This is a genomic window from Salibaculum halophilum (assembly GCF_002094885.1).
GTDB classification, from domain to species: Bacteria; Pseudomonadota; Alphaproteobacteria; order Rhodobacterales; family Rhodobacteraceae; genus Salibaculum; species Salibaculum halophilum.
The window spans coordinates 179,201-195,839 of the sequence record NZ_MSIT01000002.1; the positions used below are offsets into that span (position 1 = coordinate 179,201).

Annotated in this window: 19 protein-coding genes; 9 read left to right on the forward strand and 10 right to left on the reverse strand. The window is 68.1% G+C overall.

What is annotated here, in order from left to right; genetic code table 11:
- Nucleotides 1-7: 7 nt before the first annotated feature.
- Both BU124_RS02340 and BU124_RS02345 read right to left on the reverse strand, forming a co-directional pair.
- On the reverse strand, nucleotides 8-712 hold the full coding sequence (locus tag BU124_RS02340) for a winged helix-turn-helix domain-containing protein (RefSeq protein WP_179141848.1): 705 nt from the start codon (nucleotides 710-712) through the stop codon (nucleotides 8-10).
- Nucleotides 684-965 (reverse strand): hypothetical protein, encoded by a 282-nt coding sequence (locus BU124_RS02345; RefSeq protein WP_084860839.1) that lies wholly within the window; start codon nucleotides 963-965, stop codon nucleotides 684-686. Before BU124_RS02345 ends, BU124_RS02340 begins: the two co-directional genes overlap by 29 nt.
- 169 nt (nucleotides 966-1,134) lie before the next feature.
- Here BU124_RS02345 and BU124_RS02350 point away from each other — a divergent pair, with 169 nt between their 5' ends.
- From BU124_RS02350 to galE, 6 genes are all read left to right on the forward strand, one after another.
- Nucleotides 1,135-1,548 (forward strand): hypothetical protein, encoded by a 414-nt coding sequence (locus BU124_RS02350; protein ID WP_084860840.1) that lies wholly within the window; start codon nucleotides 1,135-1,137, stop codon nucleotides 1,546-1,548.
- Nucleotides 1,549-1,727: 179 nt separating this feature from the next.
- Complete coding sequence (locus tag BU124_RS14720) at nucleotides 1,728-1,889, forward strand: hypothetical protein (RefSeq protein WP_179141849.1); 162 nt, start codon at nucleotides 1,728-1,730, stop codon at nucleotides 1,887-1,889.
- A 12-nt stretch (nucleotides 1,890-1,901) separates the two neighbouring features.
- Nucleotides 1,902-2,525 carry a ribonuclease HII gene (locus BU124_RS02355; protein WP_084860841.1) on the forward strand — a complete coding sequence of 208 codons (624 nt, stop codon included), beginning with the start codon at nucleotides 1,902-1,904 and terminating at the stop codon, nucleotides 2,523-2,525.
- A gap of 98 nt (nucleotides 2,526-2,623) precedes the next feature.
- Nucleotides 2,624-3,730 carry a site-specific DNA-methyltransferase gene (locus tag BU124_RS02360; RefSeq protein ID WP_084860842.1) on the forward strand — a complete coding sequence of 369 codons (1,107 nt, stop codon included), beginning with the start codon at nucleotides 2,624-2,626 and terminating at the stop codon, nucleotides 3,728-3,730.
- A 185-nt stretch (nucleotides 3,731-3,915) separates the two neighbouring features.
- Nucleotides 3,916-4,575 carry an outer membrane protein gene (locus BU124_RS02365; protein ID WP_084860843.1) on the forward strand — a complete coding sequence of 220 codons (660 nt, stop codon included), beginning with the start codon at nucleotides 3,916-3,918 and terminating at the stop codon, nucleotides 4,573-4,575.
- Between the two features lie 88 nt (nucleotides 4,576-4,663).
- A complete protein-coding gene (gene galE / locus BU124_RS02370; protein WP_084860844.1) occupies nucleotides 4,664-5,674 on the forward strand; it encodes a UDP-glucose 4-epimerase GalE in 1,011 nt (336 codons plus the stop codon).
- Here the strand turns inward: galE and BU124_RS02375 are convergent.
- Together BU124_RS02375 and mutY are read right to left on the reverse strand one after the other, a co-directional pair.
- Nucleotides 5,671-6,828, reverse strand: a complete 1,158-nt coding sequence (locus tag BU124_RS02375) for an alkane 1-monooxygenase (protein WP_084860845.1) — start codon at nucleotides 6,826-6,828, stop codon at nucleotides 5,671-5,673. The genes galE and BU124_RS02375 overlap by 4 nt on opposite strands.
- 51 nt (nucleotides 6,829-6,879) lie before the next feature.
- Nucleotides 6,880-7,938 (reverse strand): A/G-specific adenine glycosylase, encoded by a 1,059-nt coding sequence (mutY, locus tag BU124_RS02380; RefSeq protein ID WP_084860846.1) that lies wholly within the window; start codon nucleotides 7,936-7,938, stop codon nucleotides 6,880-6,882.
- Nucleotides 7,939-8,005: 67 nt separating this feature from the next.
- Between mutY and BU124_RS02385 the strand changes: the two genes are divergently transcribed.
- From BU124_RS02385 to BU124_RS02395, 3 genes are read left to right on the forward strand one after another with little or no spacing between them, the layout of a single operon-like run.
- A complete protein-coding gene (locus BU124_RS02385; protein ID WP_084860847.1) occupies nucleotides 8,006-8,533 on the forward strand; it encodes a DUF721 domain-containing protein in 528 nt (175 codons plus the stop codon).
- A 10-nt stretch (nucleotides 8,534-8,543) separates the two neighbouring features.
- Nucleotides 8,544-9,218, forward strand: a complete 675-nt coding sequence (locus tag BU124_RS02390) for a DsbA family protein (RefSeq protein WP_084860848.1) — start codon at nucleotides 8,544-8,546, stop codon at nucleotides 9,216-9,218.
- A complete protein-coding gene (locus BU124_RS02395) occupies nucleotides 9,215-10,339 on the forward strand; it encodes a CaiB/BaiF CoA transferase family protein (protein WP_084860849.1) in 1,125 nt (374 codons plus the stop codon). The genes BU124_RS02390 and BU124_RS02395 overlap by 4 nt, the downstream gene beginning before the upstream one ends.
- On the opposite strand, the gene lpxK is transcribed toward BU124_RS02395, so the two are convergent.
- From lpxK to BU124_RS02425, 6 genes are all read right to left on the reverse strand, one after another.
- The gene (gene lpxK, locus BU124_RS02400) at nucleotides 10,318-11,322 is read right to left on the reverse strand and encodes a tetraacyldisaccharide 4'-kinase (RefSeq protein ID WP_084860850.1); all 1,005 of its coding nucleotides are present in this window, start codon (nucleotides 11,320-11,322) and stop codon (nucleotides 10,318-10,320) included. The two genes, BU124_RS02395 and lpxK, sit on opposite strands and share 22 nt — an antisense overlap.
- On the reverse strand, nucleotides 11,322-12,464 hold the full coding sequence (locus BU124_RS02405; RefSeq protein ID WP_084860851.1) for a 3-deoxy-D-manno-octulosonic acid transferase: 1,143 nt from the start codon (nucleotides 12,462-12,464) through the stop codon (nucleotides 11,322-11,324). Before BU124_RS02405 ends, lpxK begins: the two co-directional genes overlap by 1 nt.
- Before the next feature lie 24 nt (nucleotides 12,465-12,488).
- Complete coding sequence (locus tag BU124_RS02410) at nucleotides 12,489-12,731, reverse strand: DUF4170 domain-containing protein (RefSeq protein WP_084860946.1); 243 nt, start codon at nucleotides 12,729-12,731, stop codon at nucleotides 12,489-12,491.
- Between the two features lie 45 nt (nucleotides 12,732-12,776).
- The gene (locus BU124_RS02415) at nucleotides 12,777-13,583 is read right to left on the reverse strand and encodes a 3'(2'),5'-bisphosphate nucleotidase CysQ (RefSeq protein ID WP_342743714.1); all 807 of its coding nucleotides are present in this window, start codon (nucleotides 13,581-13,583) and stop codon (nucleotides 12,777-12,779) included.
- Nucleotides 13,576-14,922, reverse strand: a complete 1,347-nt coding sequence (locus BU124_RS02420) for a TldD/PmbA family protein (RefSeq protein WP_084860853.1) — start codon at nucleotides 14,920-14,922, stop codon at nucleotides 13,576-13,578. The genes BU124_RS02415 and BU124_RS02420 overlap by 8 nt, the downstream gene beginning before the upstream one ends.
- Before the next feature lie 146 nt (nucleotides 14,923-15,068).
- On the reverse strand, nucleotides 15,069-16,571 hold the full coding sequence (locus BU124_RS02425) for a DUF2125 domain-containing protein (RefSeq protein WP_084860854.1): 1,503 nt from the start codon (nucleotides 16,569-16,571) through the stop codon (nucleotides 15,069-15,071).
- Nucleotides 16,572-16,639 lie beyond the last annotated feature (68 nt).

The following is a 16,639-nucleotide window of genomic DNA, read 5'->3' on the forward strand; positions in this document are numbered from 1 at the left end:
CGCGGCCTCAGACCATGCGGATCACGGCCTTGTCGATGGCCAGCATGTAGCCCTTGCGCGCCACGTTCTTTACCAGCAGTTCGCTTATCATCTGGTTGCCGAGCGAGTCGCGCAGGCGCTTGATGCGGGTGGCGCCCGCGGCCTCGTCGCATTGCGCGGCGCTGCGCCCCGAGATCACCGCCTCGATCTCGGCGCCCGACAGCACCTCGTCGTCCATGCGTGCCTCGGCCAGCACCGCCAGCGTCTCGATCGCGGCGTCGGTCAGCTTGAACTCGAAATTGTTGAGCATCACCGTTTTCTGGTCTCGGGCGATCATAAGGGTGTTCACCTCGATGCCCTGTCGTTCGATCAGGCTCATCCGGCGGTTCAGCGCTATCAGCATCACCAGGAAGGCCACGGCGGCGATCAGCAGCGCGGTGGCGAAGACCAGCAGCACGAAGATCACGAAGCGATAGCTGTCGAGCGTTTCCGAGAAGGCCGTGCCGGACTGGGCGAGGATTTCCAGCAGCTTGACCTCGGCTTGGCCGGTCAGCATGTCGTTCTCGACGAACAGCCGCTCGACCCGCGCGTTGAAGGCATTGGCGTCGGGCAGGTTGAGAAACAGGACGGCGGCGGCCAACGCGAGGATGGCCACGATCGCGACGATGCCCGCCAGCACGACCCGGTTGCCCCATTGCCGTGCCTCAATAGCGGAGGAAGTAGTCTCCCGCACTGTCCCGCCTTTCCTCCAACCCGGCCGCCTTGAAGACGCCGAGGATTGTCAACAATTGCCAGTCATCGGCCGCAAGCCGCGGCGCAAGCTCTTCTGCCGCACCCTCTGTCGTGCAGGCGCCGCGAAGCTCGGCAACGCCGTAATGCAGGCGCAGCGGATCGTCGCGCTTGGCCTTGTAGTCGGCATAGCAATCGGCGCCGGCAGGGCCGGCGGCCATCAGGCCAACAACCAGAAGGGAAAAACCGTGTTTCATGCGCGATCACTGCCTTTTCGGAACCATGCTATGCAATATCGCGCCGATTGTCTCGCCCGTCATCCGATAACGGCGCCGCGATATTGAGCGACCTGTGGGGCCGCGGCCAGCATGGGGGCATCGATCGGCCCGCGGCGGGCCGACGCCCTGACCGAAAGGACCGCCCCCCATGTTGAAGACAGCCTCGGCCGCCGTGCTGGCCCTGACCCTTGGATTGACCACCGTGACCGCCACCCCCGCCCATGCGACGCTGTCGGATGAGGAGAAAGTCATCGGCCTGCTGGGCCTTTTCCTGCTGGGGGCGGCGGTCGCGCAGCACAACGACGATCGCGACACCGCCCGGACCACGCGGCGCGATCCCGGCTGGCGGATCGTGCCGGCCCGCTGCCTGACCGGCGTTCGCACGCGCCACGGCCACGTCCGGATGTTCGGCAAGCGCTGCATGACTCGCCATTACGCCCATGCGAACCGCCTGCCGGAGCGCTGCGAAATCTCGGTCCGCGGACCGCGCCACCTGCGGCACGGCTACACCCCGCGCTGCCTGCGCCACGCCGGCTTCCGGATCGACCGGATGCGGCACTGAAAGGCCAGGGCACCGGCATGACGGGGCCGGGCGGCGCTCGCCCCGTCAGCGCGTAAGTTGCCCAAGCGTGGCACCCGGCCGAGGGTCTTTATGGTCAGGCCTGATCAGCGTTGTGACATGCGCCTGCATGGCGTAATTTTCGAACTAGGGAGGCCACACCTTGAAAGATGAGGCCTGAAATGACCAAAGATCCCTACATTCCCGGAATTGCCGAACTCGCCTACTTTGACGTGTCTGAGTTGATGGTGATCAAGCGCGACGCCGCATCCAGATCGATGCGCGACCGACGGCGGGGGGATGCGAAACCGGATCGTGACCTTGCCGAGGACACCAAGCTCTGATCTTTCGGGGGCATGACAGAGGCGCCCGATTTCAGCTTGGAAGACGCCGCCCGCCGGGGCGGGGCTGCCCGCATTGCCGGGGTGGACGAGGTCGGCCGCGGGCCGCTGGCCGGGCCGGTCACGGCGGCGGCGGTGATCCTGGACCCGGCCCGCATTCCGCCAGGCCTGCAGGACAGCAAGCGGTTGACCGCCCGGCGGCGCGTCGCCTTGGCCGCCGACATCCACGCCACGGCCGAGGTCAGCATCGCGCATTGCAGCGTCGCCGAGATCGACAGGCTCAACATCTTGCGCGCCGCGCATCTCGCGATGTGTCGCGCGGTGGGCGGGCTGGACGGCGTCGATCACGCGCTGATCGACGGCAACAGCCTTCCCGAAGACCTGCCCTGCGCGGCGCAATCCGTGGTCAAGGGCGACGCGCGCTGCCTCTCGATCGCGGCGGCCTCGATCGTGGCGAAAGTGTGCCGCGACGCGCTCATGGTGGATTTGGCGCAACAGCACCCGGGCTATGGATGGGACAGCAACGCCGGTTATGGCTCTCGGGCGCATCTGCAGGCGCTCCGAGATATCGGTGTCAGCCCACACCATAGGCGATCCTTCAGGCCGGTGCACAATATCTTGTATCAAGAAAAAACCTAACCCCCTGATTCAAAAATACTTTTGACACCGAATCGCCTCTGACTCATTCTTGCTGCCAAGAACGAGCGGACAATCCGCCGGGACAGAGGCAGAAAACGATGAACAAGACCCCTGGTGCGAGTGCCCCGGCGCTCTCGCTCAACGCGATTCTCGATGGTGACTGCATCGAGGTCATGAACACCCTTCCCGCGGAGTCGGTCGATCTGATCTTTGCTGACCCGCCTTACAACCTGCAATTGCGCGGCGATCTCCACCGCCCCGACAATTCCCGTGTCGATGCGGTGGACGACGCCTGGGACCGGTTCGACAGCTTCAAGATCTACGACGATTTCACGCGCGCGTGGCTGGCGGCGGCGCGGCGGCTGCTGAAACCCGACGGCGCGATCTGGGTGATCGGCAGCTATCACAACGTGTTCCGCATGGGCGCCGAGTTGCAGAACCAGGGGTTCTGGATTCTCAACGACGTGGTCTGGCGCAAGTCCAACCCCATGCCCAATTTCCGCGGCAAGCGGCTGACCAATGCGCACGAGACGCTGATCTGGGCCAGCAAGACCGACAGGTCGCGCTACACCTTCAATTACGAGGCGCTCAAGGCGCTCAACGAGGGCACGCAGATGCGCTCGGACTGGGTGCTGCCTCTGTGCACCGGGCACGAGCGGCTCAAGGATGCGGCCGGCGACAAGGCGCATCCGACGCAGAAACCCGAAAGCCTGCTGCATCGGGTGCTGGTTGGCACGACCAACCCCGGCGACGTGGTGCTCGACCCGTTCTTCGGCACCGGCACCACTGGGGCCGTGGCCAAGATGCTGGGGCGCGATTACATCGGGATCGAACGCGACGCAGGCTATCGCGCCGCGGCTGCGAAACGCCTGGCCGATATCCGCCGGTTCGACCGCGACGCGCTGCAGGTCAGTACGCCCAAGCGGGCCGAGCCGCGCGTCCCCTTCGGCCAGCTGGTCGAACGCGGCATGCTGCGCCCGGGCGAGGAACTCTGGAGCATGAACGGACGCCACAAGGTCAAGGTGCGCGCCGATGGCACCTTGATCGGCGAGGACGTCAAGGGCTCGATCCACCAGGTGGGCGCCCACCTGGAGGGCGCGCCCAGCTGCAACGGCTGGACCTACTGGCACTTCCGCCGGGATGGCAAGACCGTGCCCATCGACCTGCTGCGCCAACAGATTCGCGCCGAGATGCGGACCGGGTAAGCCCGAGGGGGGCTCACCCGAGCCCGCGGCCGGGACCATGGCACGCCCTTGGGCGGGCCAAGTTGCGACCGGGCCGACCCGTCGCCCGTGCCCTGCGGCCGCGTTGCCCCGCAAGCCCAGTGTTTTCCGCCTTGCCGGAATCGACCGTCCCCACTAAGTCTGAACATCAACAGTGGAGATGTGTAATGACCCAAACGACAGTCGGGGCGCGGGCCGCGGCGGCCGCCCTCGCCGCCTCGGTTCTGGCAGGCGCGGCGGCCGCGGAAGACGAGATCGGCTTTTACCTCGGCGTCCAGGAGTCGCCGCATAGCGTCGTGACCGGCGACATTCCGAGCGGCGACGACTTCACCGCCGGCTGGGAGGGTCGCTCTTTCGAGGCGCCCGTCTACTATGGGTTCCGCTGGACCCGCTGGCGCAGCGAGACCTTCGGCTGGGGGGTCGAGTTCACCCATTCCAAGGTCTACGCCGATGACGAGACGCTGGCCGAGTCCGGCTTCGAGAGACTGGAACTCACCGACGGTGTGAACGTCCTGACGGTGAACGCCATGCGGCGCTGGCCGGGTCAGTGGGGGCCTGTCACGCCCTATGTCGGGGGTGGTATCGGCGTGGCCATTCCGCATGTGGATGTCGAGGACCGTGGCCAGAAGACATTCGAATATCAACTCACCGGACCGGCGGCGCGGTGGACCGCGGGGGCGAGTTACCCTCTCGGTGACAGCTGGTCGGTCTTTGCCGACTACCAGGGCACCTATTCCATGCACACCATGGATCTCGGGTCGGGCGGAACACTTGAAACAAATCTGGTCACCAACGCGATCAACCTCGGCGTCAGCTTTTCCTTTTGATTGACCCGGTCGAGCGGCCGGTCATGCCGTGTTCGGACACGCGCACCCCCGGTCGGGATGGCCTAGTATACGAGTGAGGTGAAGGCAATTGTCGCGGATTCTATTGACCGGAGGGGCGGGGTATATCGGCTCCCACACCTACCTGAGGTTGGTCGAGGCGGGCCACCAGGTGGTGATCCTAGACAATTTCATGAACGCACGCGACGACGTACCGGAACGGCTGGAACGGATCTCGGGCCACCCGGTGACGGTTTACCGCGGTGACGTGCGGGATCGCGTGCTTCTTGACAGGGTCTTCGCTGAGCAGGCGATCGACGGGGTGGTCCATTTCGCCGCGCTCAAGGCCGTGGGCGAAAGCGTGCAGAAGCCGCTGGATTATATCCATACCAACGTGGGCGGGCTTCTGACCCTGATGGCCGCGATGGAGGCCGCGGACGTTCGGCGCATCGTCTTTTCATCCTCGGCCACTGTCTATGGCGATACAGATATCCAGCCCATTCCCGAGGACCATCCGCGGACCTATGCCTCACCCTACGCCTACACCAAGATCACCGGCGAGACCGCGCTGGAACAGGTGGCAGCGGCGGATTCGCGCTGGGCGGTCGGCATCCTGCGCTATTTCAACCCGGTGGGCGCGCATCGCTCCGCCCTGATCGGCGAGGATCCGGGCGACATTCCCAATAACCTGATGCCCTATATCGCCAAGGTCGCCACCGGTGAGTTGCCCAAGATCAGTGTCTTCGGCGATGACTACGATACCTCTGACGGCACCGGCGTGCGGGATTACATCCACGTCGAGGATTTGGCGCAGGGGCATGTTCTTTCGCTGAATGCCCTGATCGAGACGGGCCAAAGCCACGCCGTGAACCTTGGTACCGGGACAGGGTCCACGGTGCTGGAGGTGATCCGGGCCTATTCGGCCGCCTGCGGGCGCGATCTGCCCTATGACATCGTCGATCGGCGCCCGGGCGACGTGGCCGTCCTTACGGCGCGACCGGACAAGGCGCGCGACCTCATCGGGTTCGAGGCCCGCCGCACCCTAGACGACATGTGCCGGTCAAGCTGGGCCTGGGTCAGCGGCCAGATCGCGAACAGTTAACTGGCCCCGCGCGGCATGGGTGTTGTGCCCTGTATGTATGGGGTCCAGTCCTCGATCTCGGGGTAGTACTGCCGGCGCCACGCCTTGACCCGCGGGTTCATGACCCGGCGCCAGAGCGGCGGGATCAGCGCCGCCAACGTCATGACCGGATAGCCGTAGGGAAGCTGCGGCGCTGTGTCCTCTTCATAGGTCTGCAGCAGGGGGAACCGCCGGTCGGGCTTGTAATGATGGTCGGAATGGCGCTGCAGGTTGATCAGCAGCCAGTTTGACGCCTTGTGCGCGGCGTTCCAGCTGTGGCGCGGCTGGACATGGTCGTATTTCCCGTCGCCGAGGTATTTGCGCGTCAGCCCGTAGTGTTCGACGTAGTTGACCAATTCGAGCTGAAAGACCGCCCAGAAGGCCTGTGTCAGGAACAGGAACAGGCCCCACGGCCCGCCGATGGCCAGCGCCAGTAGAACAAAGGCCAGTTGTAGCGCCGCGTAGCGCCAGAAGGGGTTCGACAGGTGGTGCCAGGGCAGCCCCTTGCGCGCCAGCATCGCCGCCTCGGCGCGAAAGGCCGACGGCGGGCACTGGCGCAGCACCCGCGGAAAATAGCGGTGGAACCCCTCGTTGTAGCGCGCCGTCACCGGGTCGCGCGGGGTGCCGACGTGGCGGTGATGCACCAGCAGGTGCTCCGAGCGGAAATGCGAATACATCACCATCGCCAGCAGCATATCGCCCAGCCAGCGTTCCAGCTTCGGCTTCTGGTGCAGCAACTCGTGGGCGTAGTTGATGCCGATCGTGCCCGAGGCGATGCCGAGCGCGGCAAAGAGCAGCCATTCCTCAACCGGGTGCAGGTGCCCGGACTGGCTGACATGAAACAGTATGCCGAAGATCGTGACAGCCTGAACCGGCGTCCAGATCAGGGTGATCGCGCGGTACCAGAACAGCTGGGCCGTCTCGGTCTCGGGGTCGGCATTCTCTGTATAGCGGCCCAGCAGCGCGTCGAGCAGCGTGAACAGGTGCCATGTTGCCAGTGGCAGCAGCGCGATGTACCAGCCGCCCTGCAAGGCGGCCAGCCACGCCAGCGGCACCAGCAGGAGCGAGGCCCAGAAGGGCAGGGCGCGCCCGATCCGGGTCAGTTCGGAATTGGGAATGCGGTCGGTCGCGGTCATGGGATCCTCACACGTCGGGGTGGTCACAACCTAGGGGAAATGGCCGGAAACTCAAAGGTCGCGCAACGTCGCGGCGGCAAGGTCATGGGCCTTGCGCATCACCGTGGGCAGGTCGCTGCGCCGAAAGGCCCCGGCCGGGTGGAAGCGCCCGCGGTCGGGCGTGGCATCCCGCGGAACCGATGCCACATGCACCGCCAGCCGCAGGTGGAAATGCGTGAAGGTATGGCGCGCCTCGGCCTCCAGCGGCTGCCAGTCCGCCGCCATCGGCGGGGCGGGGGCCGGGTCCTCGTCCCAGTCGGACGTGGGCCAGCCCAGCATCCCGCCCAGAAGACCCGTGTCGGGCCGGGTCTCCAGCAGCCAGGCGCCGTCGTCGCGCCGGGCGACATAGGCGATGCCCCGGCGAGTCGGCTTGGGTTTCTTGGGCAGTTTGCGGGGCAGATCGGCGGCGTGGCCTTGGGCACGGGCCGCGCACTCCCCGCGCAGGGGGCAGATGCCGCAGGCGGGCGATTTCGGCGTGCAGATCGTCGCGCCAAGGTCCATCACCGCCTGGGCGTAGTCGCCGGGCCGATCGCTTGGCGTGTGACGCGCGGCGAGGGTGGTCAGCTCGGGCTTGGCCGTGGGCAGAGGGGTCTGCACGTCGTGCAGGCGGGCCATGACCCGTTCGACGTTGCCGTCCACCACCGTCGCCGCCTCGTCAAAGGCGATGGCGGCAATGGCGCTGGCAGTATAGGGGCCGATGCCCGGCAGGGTCAGCAACGCGGCCCGGCTCTCGGGAAACCGGCCGCCGTGGTCGGCCACCACCTGCCGCGCGCATTTCAGCAGGTTGCGGGCGCGGGCATAGTAGCCCAGCCCTGCCCAGGCGGCCATGACCTCGGCGTCTTCGGCCGCGGCCAGGTCGGCCACCGTGGGCCAGCGTGTCGTGAAGGCGTGGAAATAGGATCGGACGGCGGCGACCGTGGTCTGTTGCAGCATGATCTCGGACAGCCAGACGCGATACGGGTCGGGCCGGACCCCCGCCGCACGGGCCGAGGGACCGATCCGCCAGGGCAGATCGCGCGCGTGGTGATCGTACCAGGCCAGCAGGTGTCGGGATATCGCCGCGTCACGCATTCTTTATGCCCCCTTCGTCGGCTGACTCTGGCGTCTGCCGCACATGTGCTTAAGATAGGCGACAGCCATGAGACAACCACACCAGCCATCCCGGAAGACCGGCACGACACGCGGCTTTTCCCGCGCCGCAAAGCTGATGCAATCGCGAATCCGGCGCGCTTCGGAGTCGCGGGGCTTTGCCGTGTCGCGGCTGTTGACGCACTGGTCGGAGATCGTGGGAGAGGCCACGGCGCGCGTCGCGCATCCGGTCAAGGTCAGCTATGCCCAGGGCGGCATGGGCGCGACCCTGTCGCTGCTGACCAGCGGCGCGCAGGCCCCCATGCTGGAGATGCAGAAGGAACAAATCCGCGAGAAGGTGAACGCCTGCTACGGCTACAACGCCATCGCGCGCATCCATATCACACAGACCGCGCCCACCGGCTTTGCCGAGGGGCAGCTGGCTTTCGATCACGGCCCCAAGGCCCCGCCGGGCCCCGATCCCGCCACCGTCGAGACCGCGCGAGAGATTGCCGACGACGTCGGTGACGAGCGGTTGCGGCTTGCCCTCGAGGCGCTCGGCACCAATGTGCTGGGCAAGCGAAACGCCAGGAAATGAAAGAGAGCCCATGAAAAACGCCCTTATCGCCGCCACCGCCGTTGCCGCCGTCGCCGGTGGCGCCTGGTTCCTGACCCGCCCGGCCGTGCCGTCCGACAGCGTTGTCGGCGCCGCGATGGCGCAGGATGCCGAGGTCGACACCAGCCAGGTCACCGAGATGGCCAAGGGCGATGAAGACGCCCCCGTCGAGGTGATCGAATACGCCTCGTTCACCTGCCCGCATTGCGCCACCTTCCACGAGACCCAGTGGCCGCAGATCGAGGAAAACTATGTCGAGACCGGCAAGGTGCGCTTCGTCTACCGCGAGGTCTATTTCGACCGGCCCGGCCTCTGGGCCTCGATGGTGGCGCGCTGCGGCGGCGAGGACCGCTTCTTCGGCATCACCGACCTGATCTACGAGCGCCAGCAGGACTGGGCCCGGCAGGACAGCGGCGAAGCGATCATTTCCGACCTGCGCCGCATCGGCAAGGTCGCGGGGCTGACCGACGAGGACCTGGACAGCTGCCTGAGCGATGGCGAGACGGCGCAGACCCTTTACGGCTGGTTCCAGGCCAATGCCGAGGCGGATGACGTGCAAGGCACGCCCAGCTTCGTCATCGCGGGCGAGAAATATTCCAACATGTCCTACGACGATTTCGCCGCCGTGCTGGACGAGAAGCTGGCCGAGGCCGACGCGGCCGAATGACGCCTCTTGGCGGGCTCAGGGTCGTGGAACTGGCCCGCATCCTGGCCGGCCCCTGGGCCGGGCAGTTGCTGGCCGACCTCGGCGCCGAGGTCATCAAGATCGAGTCCCCGGCGGGCGACGATACCCGCCACTGGGGGCCGCCCTTCATCGATCGCGACGGCGACAGGGCGGCCGCCTATTTCCACGGCTGCAACCGCGGCAAACGCTCGGTGGTGCTGGATTTCACGGTGCCCGAGGATCTAGCCGCGGCCCGGCGGCTGATCGCCGGGGCCGATGTGGTGATCGAGAATTTCAAGGTCGGCGGGCTGGCGCGCCACGGGCTGGATTACGACAGCCTGAAGGCGGTCAACCCCGGGCTGATCTACTGTTCCATCACCGGCTTCGGCCAGGATGGTCCCTACGCCGCGCGCGCGGGCTATGACTACATCATCCAGGGAATGTCGGGACTGATGTCGGTCACGGGTGATCCCGGCGGCCAGCCCCAGAAGGTCGGGGTGGCCGTTACCGACATCCTGACCGGTCTGTACGCCAGCAACGCGGTGCTGGCGGCGCTGCATCAGCGCGACCGCACCGGCGAAGGACAGCATATCGACATGGCCCTGCTGGACGTGGCCGTCGCCGCCACCGCCAACCAGGCGATGAATTATCTGGCGACCGGTGCGGCCCCGGTGCGGCTGGGCAATGCGCATCCCAATATCGTGCCCTACCAGGTGTTTGACTGCGCCGATGGCCATGTGATCGTGGCTGTCGGTAACGACGGGCAATTTCGCCGGTTCTGCGATCTTCTGGGCCTGGGCGATCTGGCCGAGGACGCGCGATTCGCCACGAACCCCGCACGGCTGGACAACCGCGCGGTCCTGGTGGAGCGGCTGGCGCAGGCGATCGCGCCGTGGGCCAAGGCCGACCTTCTGGCCGCCTGCGAAGCGGCGGGTGTGCCCGCCGGGCCGATCAACGACATGGCCGAGGTCTTTGCCGACCCGCAGGTGATTGCGCGCGGGCTACGCATCGCCCCTCAGGGCGTGCCGGGCGTGCGCGCGCCGCTGCGCTTTTCCGGGGCCGACCTGGCGATGGACCGCGCCGCGCCGCGGCTGGGTCAGGATCAGGACCTGGCCGACCCCTGAGCCAGCAGCGCATCGAGCCGGGCGTCCAGGCCCGACCAATCCGTCAGCTCCAGCCGCACCGGCAGGGTGATGACCTTCCGCCGGAACGCGGGCGGCAGGCGCACCGCGTCCTTTTCTGTAGTGACAAGCTGGGCGTTGCGCAGCGCCGCCTCGCGCTCCAGCCGCAGCATCAGCGCCTCGGTCAGCGGCTGGTGATCGGCGAGCGCCTCGCCCCGCACGACCTCCGCCCCCAGCGCGCGCAGGGTGGCAAAGAACTTTTCCGGGTGGCCAATCCCGGCGAAGGCCAGCACGGGCATCCCCTGCCAGGGCATGCCCGTGGGCAGCGGGGCCAGCGCGCCGTCCAGCCGCAGGCAGTGGCCGGGCAGCTCGGGCCGGACGGCTCGGCGATGCCGCGGCGCGCCGATCACCAGCAGCGCATCGGCCCGGGCCAGACCCGCCGAAACCGGCTCGCGCAGCGGCCCGGCGGGCAGGACGCGGCCATTGCCGAAGCCCCGCACCGCATCCACCACGACGATGGACAGGTCCTTGGCGACGGTCGGGTTCTGGAACCCGTCGTCGAGCAGGATGATCCCGGCCCCGGCGGCCTCGGCAGCGCGTACCCCCGCGGCGCGGTCGCGCGCGATCCAGGCGGGCGCGAAGGCGGCGATCAGCAGAGGCTCGTCGCCCACGTCGGCGGCGCTGTGGCGGGTCGGGTCCACGCGCAGCGGGCCGGTCTCTTTTCCGCCATGGCCGCGGCTGACGACATGCACGCGCGCGCCCCGATCCGCCAGGTGCCGGGCCAGTGCAATCACCGTGGGCGTCTTGCCGGTGCCGCCCGCATTGATGTTGCCGATGCAGATCACCGGGACACCCGCACGGTGGGCGGGGCCTCGTGCGACGCGCCGGGCGGTCAGGGCGGCAAAAAGCCGGCCCAGCGGGGCCAGCAGCCGGGCGCGCAGACCGGGGGTTTCAGGGGCCCTGTTCCAGAAACCGGGCGCGCGCATCAGGCGATCACTCCGTCGAGGACCGTGTCCTCGATCAGGGTCGTCAGGTCGTGCAGGGCCACGGAGCTTCGCGTGACCTCGTCCCAACCGGCATGGGCCATGGTGGCGGGCCGGTCCGGCCCGATCAACTCGCCCAGGGCCACCCCCAGTTCGGACCCGCTGCGCACCTTGCGCGCGGCGCCGGCAAGGCCGAGGCGCCGATACTGGTCCTGCCAGGGGGTCACGAAGGGGCCGTGCAGGACCGCCGAGCCGACCGCGGCGGCCGCGAAGGGGGCCGGCCCATCCGGCCCCGACAGCGTGCCGCCCAGAAAGCAGACCGGCGCCAGACGGTACCAAAGACCGGCCTCGCCCGGCCGATCGGCCACCAGCGCCTGGACCTCCTCCTCGGGCGGCTCCTCGGCCGAGCGCAGGGCGGTGCGCAGCCCGGACTGCGCCAGCCGGCGGGCCAGCTCCGGGCCGTCCTCGGCGGCGCGGGGCGCGGCGACGGTCAGCAGGCGGTGACTGCGTCGGCTGGCGGCCTTGTGGGCGGCTTCGATCTGGGCGATCTCGCCGGGGACGATGGCATTGGCGAACCACGCCGGGCGGCTGCCCACGGCCTCGGCCATGACGGTCAACTCGTTGGGATCGTGGCCCGGGGGGGCGGCGTCCTCGTGCAGGGGGCCGGTCACGGTGATCCGGCCGGCCGGGACCCCCAGCTTCTGAAGGCGGCTGCTCGTGGCCCCGTCAACGCCGAGGATGCGGCCGAACCCGGCCAGCGGTTGGCGCAGCTTGCGTGCGCCAAGGCCCAGACCCCGCGGTGCCAGGTCGGGAAGTGTGACATTGACAAGGATCATGGGCAGTCCACGCCGGGCCAGCGCCGTCATCAGGGCCGGGCTAAGGCCGCCGAACCAGACCAGGACCACGGGCGCGTGCCGGTCCAGAAAGGCGCGCGCCGCCGGGCCGTTGTCCGCGGGCGACTCGACCAGATCGGCACGGGGGCAGCCCAGCCCGGCGACATCGCCCAGGACCTCGCGTGGGGCGCTCAGCAGCAAACGCAGCTCGGTCTCGGCCAGATGCAGATGCCGCGCTAATGCGACCGCGACGGCGAGGTTGCCGGCATCGTCGCTGCAGATCCAGACAAGCGGTGGCTTGGGCTCCGTCATCTCGCGCGTCCGGCCGGGCGCGGCTCAGCCGGGCTGATCGCTCGGCGCGGCCTCGGTGCCATCCTCGCGCAGGCGGTGCAGGTGGGCGATGAAATAACGCATGTGGGCGTTGTCCACGGTGCGCTGGGCCTCTGCCTTCCAGGCGTCATAAGCGGCCTCGTAACTGGGGTAGATCCCCACGAGATGGATGTCCTCGACGTTCTTGAAGGTGTTCTTGGTCGGATCGACGAGTTCGCCGCCGAACACCAGGTGAAGGCGCTGTGCCATGTCCATGCTCCTGCAAAGGCTGCGTTTCCAGCGAAGCCTAGGCGCTCAGCCGGGCAGGGTAAAGTGATCGGGCCGAGACAGGTCGCGGCGCAGCGCGCCGATCAGCCCGCCGTGCAGGGCGCCGCCCGCCACCATGCCCGCGATGCGGCGGCCGGGCGTGTTGAAGTGCGGCGCCGCGCCGTTGCCGTCGGTGGCGCGGCCGCCCGCCTCGGCCACGATCAGGCTGCCGGCGGCGACGTCCCATTCCCAGGTCGGGCGCAGGGTCAGCATGGCGTCGAAGCGCCCCTCGGCCACGAGACAGAGCCGATAGGCCAGCGAGGTACGAAAGCTGCGCTTGAACCCCGGCACCGGCCCGCGCCAGAAGCCCGGCGCCAGGTTGGGCTTGGTGGTCAGGACGTCCGCCGCGGCGGCGTCCGTCGTGCCGGTCACCGTGATGGGCGCGCCGTTGCGCGTCGCGCCGCCGCCCCGGGCGGCGCTGTAGGTCTGCCCGCGCGCGGGCAAATGGACGACGGCCGCGGAAATGGCCCCCCGCTCGGCCACGGCAAGCGACAGCGCCCAGTCCTCGCTGTGGTCGATGAAGGCCCGGGTGCCGTCGATGGGGTCGACGATGAAGACGTGATCGGCGCCCAGCCGGTCGGCGTCGTCCTCGGTTTCCTCGGACAGCCAGCCGTGCCCTGGCCGCGCGGTCAGCAGCTTGTCGCGCAGGTAGTGGTCGACGGCGAGGTCGGCATCGGTCACCGGTCCGGCGTCACCGTCCTTTTCCCAGACCTGCGGATCGGCGCGAAAGTGGCGCAAGGCGATCTCGCCGGCCTCCTGCGCGGCCTGTTCCAGCAGGGTCAGGTCATCAATCACCGGCAAGGGTCAGCCCTTCGACCAGCAGCGACGGCACGACGCGGCTCAGGTGCGGCTGGGCGTCATCAGCCGGCACGAGGGTGCGCAGCATTTCGCGCAGGTTGCCAGCGATGGTGCATTCGTTGACCGGGTAGGCGATCTCGCCGTTCTCGACCCAGAAGCCCGAGGCGCCGCGCGAATAGTCCCCGGTGTTGGGATTGATGGTCGAGCCGATCATCGAGGTCACCAGAAGCCCCGTGCCCATGTCGGAAAGCAGTTCGGCCCGGCCGCGGGCGCCCTGGGTCAGCGCAAGGTGCGTGACGCCCGGCGAGGGCGGGGCCGAGATGCCGCGCATGGCGTTGCCGGTGCTGTCCATGCCCAGCTTGCGCGCGGTGGCCAGGTCCAGGGTCCAGCCGGTCAGGACGCCGTTTTCGACGATGGCCCGGCGGCGGGTCGGCAGACCCTCGGCATCGAAGAGGCGCGAGCCCTGCACACGGGCGCGGTGCGGGTCCTCGATCAGCGACAGCCCGGCCGGCAGGACCTGCTGGCCGATCCCGTCCAGCAGCCAGGTCGCCCCGCGCGCGACGGCGGTGCCGTTGATCGCCTGCACGAGGTGGCCGATCAGGCTGCTGGCGACGCGTTCGTCGAAAATCACCGGGTAGCTGCCCGTTGCCGGTCTGCGGGCCCCGTGCCGGGCCACCGCCCGTTCGGCCGCGCGCCGGCCGATGTCGGCGGGGTCGCGCAGGTCGGCGACATGGGTGCGGCTGTCGAAGTCGTAGTCGCGTTCCATCCCGGTGCCGCTGCCGCTGATCGCGACGCAGGAGAGGGACACGCCCGTGCTGTCATAGCCTGCCGAAAATCCGGTGCTTGTCGCCAGGTGAACGCTGCGGCTACCGTGCGTGGCGCTGGACGATTGAACCTGTGTGACCCCGTCGGTGGACAGCGCCGCGGCCTCGGCGGCCTCGGCCCAGCTCTGCAGTATCGCCGGGTCCGGTTCCGGCTTGGCGTCCACAAGGTCCAGTGGAGTGGCGTCCAGATCGGTGGCCAGTTGGTCGGGCGCGGCCAGCCCGGCATGGGGGTCCTCCGGTGCGATCCGGGCCATGGCAACGGCGCGGTCGGCCATTTCCGCGATGGTGGCATCCTTGGTGTCGGAGGCCGAGACATTGGCCTGCCGGTTCCCGATTAAGACGCGCAGGCCCATGTCGATGCTCTCCGACCGCTCGGCCTGTTCCAGCGCCCCGGCGCGCACGTCGATGGAGGACGATGCGCCACTCACGACGAGCGCATCGGCGCTGTCGGCCCCGGCGGCGCGGGCGGCGCGCAGCAGGGTTTCGGTCAGCTCGGCAGGGGGGCGGGACATGCTTTTCCTTTGCGGGCGTGTCTGGGTTGGCGCAGAGGTAGCCCGCGCGGCCCCGCACCGCAAGTGCGCCCCACGGCGGGCGGAACACGAAAGAAATGGGGGCGCCCGGTTCCCCGGACGCCCCGCGAAAGCACACTGCGGCGGTGTTACTGGATGCGCTGGCCGTTGGCCAGGATGTGGCCCTGTTCGTTGATCTCGATGGTCGAGGTCAGCTCGTCATCGCCCACCGGCGTGGCGAACATGCCCAGCATCATGCGCGGCGCTGCCGCCTGTTGCTCGGGGATCAGGCCCATCTGGATCAGCTTGTCAATCAGCCCGTTCACCCCGACCATCCGGAAATCGGCCTGCCCCTCGGGGCGCGGCACGCCGGGAATGGTCTGCAGATCGGAATTGTCGAAGGTGAAGGCGCCGTCGCCTGTGACCTCGGCCCCGGCCACGCGCAGGACCAACTCGTTCAGCACGGCGGCGTGAATCTCGGCTGGAAGGTCCGACATGGCGGCCTGCTGAGCCTGCTGCGGGTCCATGAAGTCGAACAGCGGTATGACCTCGCCGGTCAGGTTCAGCGCCACGGTCGCGGGATCTCGCGGCAGCGCCTCGCCGGGGTCGAAGATGTTCCACAAGCCGTCGCCGACGGTCAGATCGCGCAGCTCCATGCCGAGTTCGAAGTCTTGCGGCTCCAGCGACTGACTGAGCGGTACGTCGAAGGTGAATTCGAAGGTCGATAGCGCCGCCTCGACCGGGAAGGGCAGTTCATCCGGCACCGACAGGTTGATGTCCAGCCCCTGGGTCTGCGAGCGGTAGGTCATGCCGTCATAACTGGCGGCGACGGTCAGGTCGGTGCTGTCGGCGGCGACGGTGCCCGACATGGCGTCGCCCGCCTCGTCGATCTCGAACTCGTAGTCGGACGGCCCGATGGCATAGCCGCCCTCGAAGGCGAACCCCTCGGCGAACATGGTTTCGGGGGCCTCGGTGTCCATTGCCTCGGGCATGGCGATGTCGGCAGTCAAGCCGAGATCGTCCATCTGCGCCGCCACAAGGATGATACCCGAGCCTTCACGCTCGCGCAGGTCGACGTCGACCTCGGCACTGCCGACGTCTAGCGTGTAATCCATCTCGGTCAGTTCACCTGTGGTCACCGTGTAATCGCCCTGAATGTCGTTCATGGCGATCATCCCGGCATTCAGGATGCCCTCTTCCTCGAATTCCGGCCCGAGGCTGTCGAGCGTGATCGCGTAACGGTCGACGCTCAGGTCATAGGCAATCGCCTCGGGCGTGCCCGAGGCGACGAGGTCGAGCCCCTCGTTGCTCAGCGTGACCTGGACCGGGTTGCCGTCGATCTCGAAGGTCATGGGATAGCTTTCGGGCATGCCGACGCGAACGGTGCCGTCGCCCTGTTCGGTGAAGGTCAGCGGGCCCAGTTCGGCCATGACGGTCGCGCCATCCTCGGTCATGTTCATGGTCAGCGACTCGACGGTCAGGGTGTCGCCCGACGTGGTCTCGTCGCCGACGGCCACGCCCTCGCCATAGGCGTCGATCTGGGTCTTCCAGTTGTCCCAGACCTGCTGGGCGGTGACATCGGCGCTGGCGGCGGAGCCGCACAGCAGGGCGGCCCCCAGACCGCCCATGCGCAGGACAAACGGTTTCGTCATTTTGCGGGTGCTCCTCTGAATAATACGGTTGCAAGCTTTCCAAGCCCTGTCGCCGCGGTCAAGGTATA